This is a genomic window from Kineosporia sp. R_H_3 (genome assembly GCF_002198675.1).
Lineage (GTDB): Bacteria > Actinomycetota > Actinomycetes > Actinomycetales > Kineosporiaceae > R-H-3.
The window spans coordinates 19,253-27,031 of record NZ_MWLL01000199.1 but is presented as its reverse complement, the minus strand read 5'-3'; the positions used below and the strand labels follow the sequence as shown (position 1 = coordinate 27,031).

General features: G+C 73.1%; 3 protein-coding genes. 2 read left to right on the top strand and 1 reads right to left on the bottom strand.

Annotated features, from left to right (window positions below; translation table 11 throughout):
- Window positions 1–37: 37 nt before the first annotated feature.
- A complete protein-coding gene (locus ECOMGDLI_RS24720) occupies window positions 38–1,156 on the bottom strand; it encodes a transaldolase family protein (protein WP_088319514.1) in 1,119 nt (372 codons plus the stop codon).
- Between the two features lie 240 nt (window positions 1,157–1,396).
- On the opposite strand from ECOMGDLI_RS24720, the gene ECOMGDLI_RS24715 reads away from it, so the two are divergent.
- Both ECOMGDLI_RS24715 and ECOMGDLI_RS36995 read left to right on the top strand, forming a co-directional pair.
- Window positions 1,397–4,423 (top strand): S8 family serine peptidase, encoded by a 3,027-nt coding sequence (locus ECOMGDLI_RS24715; RefSeq protein WP_088319513.1) that lies wholly within the window; start codon window positions 1,397–1,399, stop codon window positions 4,421–4,423.
- A 602-nt stretch (window positions 4,424–5,025) separates the two neighbouring features.
- Complete coding sequence (locus ECOMGDLI_RS36995) at window positions 5,026–7,656, top strand: S8 family serine peptidase (RefSeq protein WP_369812788.1); 2,631 nt, start codon at window positions 5,026–5,028, stop codon at window positions 7,654–7,656.
- Window positions 7,657–7,779 lie beyond the last annotated feature (123 nt).

The following is a 7,779-nucleotide window of genomic DNA, read 5'->3' as shown; positions in this document are numbered from 1 at the left end:
GTCACGGGTCGGGCACGGGTCAGGGGTCGGGCAAGGGTCAGGGGTTGGGCACGAGCACGTCGCGCACGAGCGCCTCGAGGTCGTTGTTCGCCGCGAGGAACTGGCGCAGCGTCCTGCGGGTCGCGCCGAAGGCGTCGAACTCCTCGACGGTCATGCCGTCCGGCTCGTACGCGGCCCGGAACTCCGGCAGCGCGGCGAGCAGCGCCGCGACGACGCCGGCGTCGACCGGGGTGTCGATCCGCGGCGCCGGCTCGATCCCGGAGGCGTTGAGCCGGACCTGCCAGCCGTACGGCGGGGAGATGACGACGTCCCCGCCGACGAGCTCCGACCAGTGCATGTGGTTGCGGAAGGCCGCCGAGAGCAGCCGGGTGCGGTAGCCGCGCTCGCCGTAGATCCGGTACGCCCGCTTGAACGCCGCGACACCGGCCCACTCGTAGTAGCCGGGGTCGAGGACGACGCCGCGGACGTCCGCCGCGGCCTTCATCCAGTCGTCGAGGCGGCCGACCATGATCGTGCACACCGGACCCATCGACGCCGTGTCGAGGCCCTCGGCGTCGCGGCGGCGCAGCCCGGCCTCGACCGCCTCGGCGACGGCGAGCGCCTGCGGCACGGTGAACGAGACCGTCGCGTTGACGGAGACCCCGCGGTAGGTGACCTCCTCGATCGCGGCGACCCCGGCCGCCGTGGCGGGGATCTTGACGATGACGTTCGGCGCGAGCCCGTGGAAGTGCACGGCCTGCTCGACGAGCGCGGCGGTGTCGCGGTGGAACCGCGGGTCGGTCTGGATCGACAGCCGGCCGTTGCGGCCCGCGTGCTCCGCGAACGCGGGCTCGAGCAGCCGGGCGGCCTCGACGGAGAGCTCCTCGACGACGGCCCAGCCGATCTCGTCCTCGGTCGCGGTCGGGCGCTGCGCGGCCAGCTCGGCGATCCGCGCCGTCCAGCGCGGGAGGTCGGCCTTGATGGCCGCGAGCGCGATGACCGGGTTGCACGTCGCACCGACGGCGCCCCAGCCGAGCGCGGCGGAGAGCTCCTTCGGGTCCGCGGAGTCGTTCCAGAGGCAGGTCGGCGTCTCGCGCGCCATCCGCAGGAGCGGGGACGCCGCGGTGTCGGCGGCGCCGGGGGTGCCGGCGGTGCTCTGGGACAGGGTCTGCGTCATCGTCGCTCCTCGGGAGGCACCGCCCGCGTTCCGGCCGGTTGTTGGAATGTTAGGACATAGTGCGGGTTCCGCCAAGGGACCACCGGCGCTCCGCCTCACCGCGCACCCGCGCGGGAAGGACGCGAGGTGCGCCGTCCGCAGGACCACCGGTCGCGGGCTCTGGCAGACTCACGCGCGTGCTCCGCACATGATCGTGAACACCGTCCGTCGGCCGGCGGACCCGGGGGAACAGGACGACTGATGCGCCGGACCACCACGCGCGTGCGCTGGACGATCGGGGCCGCCGCGTCGGCGGTCGCCGCCCTGACCTTCGGCGCGCTCGGCACCGTCGGCGCGCAGGCCGTACCGCCCGCACCGCCCGCACCGCCCGCACCGCAGCCACCGACCACCGTGGCAGCCACGGCAGCCCCCGGCGCGACCACGGCGTCCGGCGGGACCGCCCGCGGCTCCCGCGCCCTGCGCGAGCGCGGCCGGCTCGGCCGACCGGCGCCGACCGACTCGGTCGTCGTCGTCCGCTTCAGGGCCGGCGTCAGCCCGGCCGCTGCGGCCGGCGCGCCGGCCTACGCCTCGGCGCTGCGCGCCCACCGGGCGACCCGGGCGGCCGCCGCACCCGCTCTCGGTGCGATGACCTACGACGTGCCGACCGCGCAGACCGCCGCGTTCGTGGCCTCGATGAAGGCGCGACCGGACGTCGCCGAGGTCCGCACCGCGGTGCCGACCTCGCTGCTCTTCACGCCGAACGACCCGCAGTACGCGACCCAGCAGGCCGCGTACCTGACGAAGATCGCCGCCCCGGGCGGCTGGGACTACACCGGCGGCAAGTCCGCGGTACGGATCGCGGTGGTCGACACCGGCGTCGACGTCGGCCACCCCGACCTCTCGACGAAGATCGCCGGCACCTACAACGCCGTCGACGGCTCGGCGGACGTCACCGACACGACCGGGCACGGCACGTTCGTCGCCGGCGCCGCGGCCGCCGCGACGAACAACAAGGTCGGGATCGCCGGGGTCGGCGGGAACACCCAGATCCTCGCCGTGAAGGTCGAGGACTCCGCGGGCCGGATCCTCGACTCCTACATCGTCAACGGGATCGACTGGGCGGTCGCGCACGGCGCCGACGTCATCAACCTCAGCCTCGGCCGCGAGGGCGTCTCGGTGCCGTCGGAGGCCGCCGCCGTCAAACGGGCCCAGGACGCCGGCGTCCTCGTCGTGGCGGCGGCCGGCAACTCGGGCCAGGAGGGCAACCCCGTCTTCTACCCGGCCGCCTACCCGGGCGTCGTCTCGGTCGGCGCGACGGACGCCAAGGGCCACCGCGCGTGGTTCTCCGAGCACGGCAACTGGGTGACGATGGCCGCCCCCGGCATCGCGATCCGGGGCACGACGCCGCGCGCCGGGAGCGACCTGTTCGCCGCGAGCTACTCGGACGGCGAGGGGACGTCGTTCGCGTCCCCGCTCGTCGCGGGTGCGGCGGCCCTGCTCTGGGCCCGCTCCCCCGGCGCGACGTACGCGCAGGTCCGGCAGGCCCTCGTCGCGGGCGCCCACGGGTACGCCGGCCTCGGCCTGGGCAAGGGTCAGCTCGACGTCGCCCGGTCGCTGTCCCTCGTCGTCCCCTCGACGAAGCCCACGGTGACCGCCCCGGCGGCCGGGGCGACCGTCCGCGGCGCGACGGCGTTCACCGCGAAGAACGGCATCGTCAAGGCCAAGGTCGGCTGGTACGTCGACGGCACCCGGGTGGCCCTCGTCGCCTCCGGCGCGACGTACACGTGGACGCCGAACGGCTGGGCCAACGGCAGCCACACCGTCGAGGCCCGGGACTGCACGGCGGCCGGGGTGTGCGCCGCGACCGGGACGACGCGCACCGTGACGCTGAGCCAGGCCCGGCCGACGCTGACCCGGCCCGTGGCCGGTGCGGTCTCGGGTGCCGTCACGGCGGCGGCCACCGCACCGGCAGGTGGCGGGGTCGCGATCCTCGTCGACGGCACGAAGGTCGCGTTCGACGGCACCGCACCGTTCGCGCCGGTCTTCTCGATGAGCCCGTTCTCGGACGGCAGCCACACCGTCGAGGCCGTCGTCTGCAACGCCTCCGGCAGCCGCTGCGCCGGCCCGCGCTCGACCGCCGTCACCGTCACGTCGACGTCCCTGCACCCGACGACCGGCACCGTGACGAACCCCGTCCTCAGCCCGAACGGCGACGGCCGCAAGGACACCACGGTCGTGCGCTACACGCTCGACCGGGCCTCGACGGTGAAGTACGCCGTCGTCGACCGGACCGGTGCGACCGTCCGCTCGGTCGTCGTCGCCGCGACGCAGGCCGCGGGGAGCCACGCCTTCACGTGGAACGGGCGCAGGACCGACGGCACCCTCGCGGCCGGCGGCACCTACCAGGTCCGGGTCAGCACCGCCGACCCGTCGCAGCCGACCCTGCGCGGCATGACGACGGCCTCGGTGCGGGTCGACCGGACCGCACCGAAGCTCACCGGCGTCACGGCGGGCGGGGCCACGTTCTACCCCGTCGTCGACGCGTACAAGGACACCTTCACGCCCCGGGTCACCGTGAGCGAGAAGGCGACCGTGAGCCTCACCGTGCGCAACGCGGCCGGGACGGCGGTCCGCACGATCTCCGCCGGCCAGCGGACCGGCACGGTGAGCATCGCGTGGGACGGCAGGAGCACCTCCGGGGCGCTCGTCCCCGCCGGGAAGTACACGTGGCGCTTCACGGTGACCGACCTCGGCGGCAACCGGAAGGCCAGCGCGGTCGCCGCGGTGACCGTCTCCCGGCTCGAGGTCGTCGCCGCGACGATGACGAAGTCGCTCACCGGGTCAAAGGCCTACGACTGGGGCGGCACGGCCACGTGCGCCACGGTCGTCAGCGCGACGTCCACGTACGCCCCGACGGGTCGCTGGCTCAAGAACAACTGCGCGACGTCGGCGTCCGAGAACGCCCTCGCCTGGTTCTCGTTCAGCGTGCCCGCGGCGATCCGGTACAAGACCATCAAGATCACCACGACGGGCCGGTCGCACTCCGCGCCCGCCACCCTCGGCGCCGGGGTCTTCAGCACCCAGACGAACGAGTACGACGTCACCCCGCTGAAGAGCGTGTCCGGGACGGCGACCCAGACCGTCTCTCTCGGGACGATCAGCGGCCCGGGGCACGCGCCGGGCAGGAAGGTCGACGTGGTCGTCTACGTACCCAACGTGACCGCACCCCCGACAGACTGGGACATCCAGAGCGTCAAGGTCACCGTCGCGTACGACCACCTGGGCTGACCGGCGTCCGACCGGGTCAAGACCGCACCAAGAGTGATCACGACCCGGATCTCTTGTGGCAGACTGCGCCCGCTCGGATCGAGCACAGGACGTCCGGCGTGCGCCGCGCGGGACACGGGGAACGGACTCGCCGCATGCGCTGGACACCTCTGACCACCCGCGCCCTCGCCGGGGTGGGTGCGACCTCGCTGCTCGTGGCCGGTGCGGCCGTCGGCGCGCAGGCCGGGCTCCGTCCCGCCGCGACGTCGGGTGCTGCCGCCGCCGCGTCGGCCGCGGCCGTGGCCGCCCNCCCCGCCGCGGCCCCGGTGGCCGCCGGGCCGGCTGCTGCCGCTGACGGCAGCGCCGCCGCGGGAACGGCCCGCAAGCACACGCCGACCGCCGCGCTCGCCGGGCTCGGGCGGCTGCGCACGGGCGGCCCGGCCGGCCGCACGATCGTCACCGTGAAGTTCCGCAAGGGTGTCAAGGCGTCCTCCGCGGTCGGGGCGTCGGCGCTGTCGTCCACGGCGCGCGGTCACGGCGCGACGAAGCGGTCCGTCGCGACCGGCGCCGGTGCTGCCACGTACACCGTGCCGAACGCCGACGTCGACGCCTTCCTCGCCGCCATGGCCGCCCGGCCCGAGGTCGCCGCCGCGACCCGCGCGCACCTGTTCGCCCCGCTGGTCACGCCGACGGACACCGACTACGCGACGCAGCAGAAGACCTACCTCACCTCGATCGCGGCCCCGACCGGCTGGGACTACGGCCGCGGCAACGCGTCCGTGAAGATCGCCGTCGTCGACACCGGCGTCGACGTCGGGCACCCGGACCTCGTGGGCAAGGTCGTCGACCAGTACGACACCGTGACGGACACGACGGACGTCACCGACGGCGTCGGCCACGGCACCTTCGTCGCCGGCGTCGCCGCCGCGGCGACGAACAACGCCAAGGGGATCGCGGGCGTCGGCTTCAACAGCAGCATCGTCGCGGTGAAGGTCGCCGACGGCGACGGCTTCATGTCGGACATCGACGTCGCCGAGGGCATCCGCAAGGCGGCCGACCTCGGCGCCAAGGTCATCAACATCTCGCTCGGGTCCGACACCTCGGACACCGCGACCTCGTCCGCCGTCGCCTACGCGCAGGGCAAGGGCGCCCTCGTCGTCGCCTCCGCCGGCAACTCCGGCCAGGAGGGCAACCCGAAGATGTACCCCGCCGCGTACGCGGGCGTCCTCTCCGTCGGCGCGACGGACGCCAAGGGCCACCGGGCCTGGTTCAGCGAGCACGGCACGTGGGTCTCGATGGCCGCGCCCGGCATCAACATCCGCGGCACGACGCCGCGCGCGCTCGACCCGGCCCTGACGATCTGGTCGAAGCCCAACTACGACAACGGCAACGGGACGTCGTTCTCGGCGCCGATGGTCGCCGGTGCGGCGGCGCTGCTCGCGGCCCGCGCCCCGGGTGCGACGGCGGCGCAGATCAAGGCCGCGCTCGTCTCCACGGCGCACGGCTACACACCGAGCTACGGCCTCGGCAAGGGCCAGCTCGACGTGGCGAAGGCGATGGCGGCGATCGTGCCCACCAGTTCACCGACTGTTGTCGGCCTCGACGGGACAACGCTGGTCGACGGCACGACGAACCTCCAAGGCACCGTGGGGACACCGAAGGCCCTCCTCCACTGGTTCGTCGACGGCACGCTGGTGGGCACTGGGAGCCCCGTCGTCTGGGACTACGCCGGTCTCCCCAACGGCAGCCACACTGTCGTCGCAAAGGACTGCACCGCAGCGGGAGTGTGCCCGTCGTCCGGTCGGACGAGCACCGTGACGATCGACATCCCGGCTGTGGCAGCCGTCGTCACCCCGGCATCCGGAACTGCCTCCGGATCGTTCACGGTCGGCGCAGACTTCGGCGCACTGCCCGCGAGCGGCGCGGCATTCGTCGACGGGGTCCGGGTCGGAAGGATCGGCAGTTCGAACTTCAGGACCTGGTTCGAGGTCAACGCTTCACAGCTCAGTGATGGCAGCCACACCGTTCAAGTTGGCCTGTGCGACCCTCTCGGGGTCCGCTGCGACGGCGTCAAGTCAGCCCCGGTGACGGTCGTGACCGCGTCACTGCACCCGACGCACGGCACGGTCGTGAACCCACAGATCAGCCCGAACGGGGACGGCGTCAAGGACACCCTCACACTGCCGTACACCCTCGACAGGACGCAGACCGTCGTGTTCAAGGCCGTCAACTCGGGCGGGACCACGGTCCGGACCGTCTCGCTGGGCTCGAAGCCGGCAGGCTCCTACACCTTCGTCTACGACGGCAGGAACGACGCCGGCACGTTCTCCGCCACCAGCTCGTACACCCTGCGGCTGGAGACCACCGACGGCGCCGGGCTCAAGGGACTCGTGACCGTGCCGGCCCGCATCGACAAGGTCGTCCCGACCGTCCTCGTCACCTCGGCGAAGAAGCGGACCTTCTACCCCGTGGCAGACACGTACAAGGACACCTGGGTCGCGACCTACGACGTCAACGACAACGCGACGGGAACGGCGAAGACGACTCTCACCGTGAAGAGCTCCACCGGCACGAAGGTCCGGACGCTCACTGCCAGCAACAGCCTCGTCAGCGGCGCCGTGACCGAGGGCAGGCTGACCTGGGACGGCAAGAACACTGCGGGGGCCCTCGTCGCGGCGGGCACGTACAGCGTCTCCCTCGTCGTGACCGATACGTCCGGACAGAAGTCCGTCGCCGCGACAGACACCGTCACCGTCTCCCGGAAGAAGCTCACGACCTTCACGAAGGTCGTCTCGAAGTCGGGCTTCTCGGCCTACGCGATCGGCAACGGCGCCGCGTGCGTCACGTCGACGCGCACGGGCAGCACCTACGCCTCCGGCCTGTGGCTGAAGAACAACTGCCCGAGGACGAACCCGCAGATCGCGGCCGCCTGGTACCACCTCACGGTCCCGGGTGCGGTGTCGTACACCTCGTTCAAGGTGACGACGTCCGGCCGGTCGCACTCGCAGCCCGCCGAGGTGATCGCCGGGATCTACGGCACGCAGATCGACGAGTACGACCTGACCTACCCGTCGAAGAAGGTCACCGTCGCGACGACGCAGACCCTCACGCTCGGCACGATCACCGGCCCCGGGCACGCGCCGGGCAAGGTCGTCGACCTCGTCGTCTTCGTGCCGAACGACGCGTACGGCCCGCTCACCGACTGGGACGTCCAGACGGCCAAGGTGACGGTCACGTACAGGGCGCTCGCGTAGCAGCACCGCACCACCGCACCACTGCTCCCCCGACGGCCCGCCGTCCGGTCACCCCGACCGGACGGCGGGCCGTCGCCGTGCGAGACGCCCGTCACGGCGGAGGTCACGAAAGGGCCACGGGCT

Excerpts from the sequence above, each read along its gene's own strand:
- ECOMGDLI_RS24720 (WP_088319514.1), bottom strand. The coding sequence starts at position 1,156 with ATGACGCAGACCCTGTCCCAGAGCACCGCCGGCACCCCCGGCGCCGCC.
- ECOMGDLI_RS24715 (WP_088319513.1), top strand. The coding sequence starts at position 1,397 with ATGCGCCGGACCACCACGCGCGTGCGCTGGACGATCGGGGCCGCCGCG.
- ECOMGDLI_RS36995 (WP_369812788.1), top strand. The coding sequence starts at position 5,026 with ATGGCCGCCCGGCCCGAGGTCGCCGCCGCGACCCGCGCGCACCTGTTC.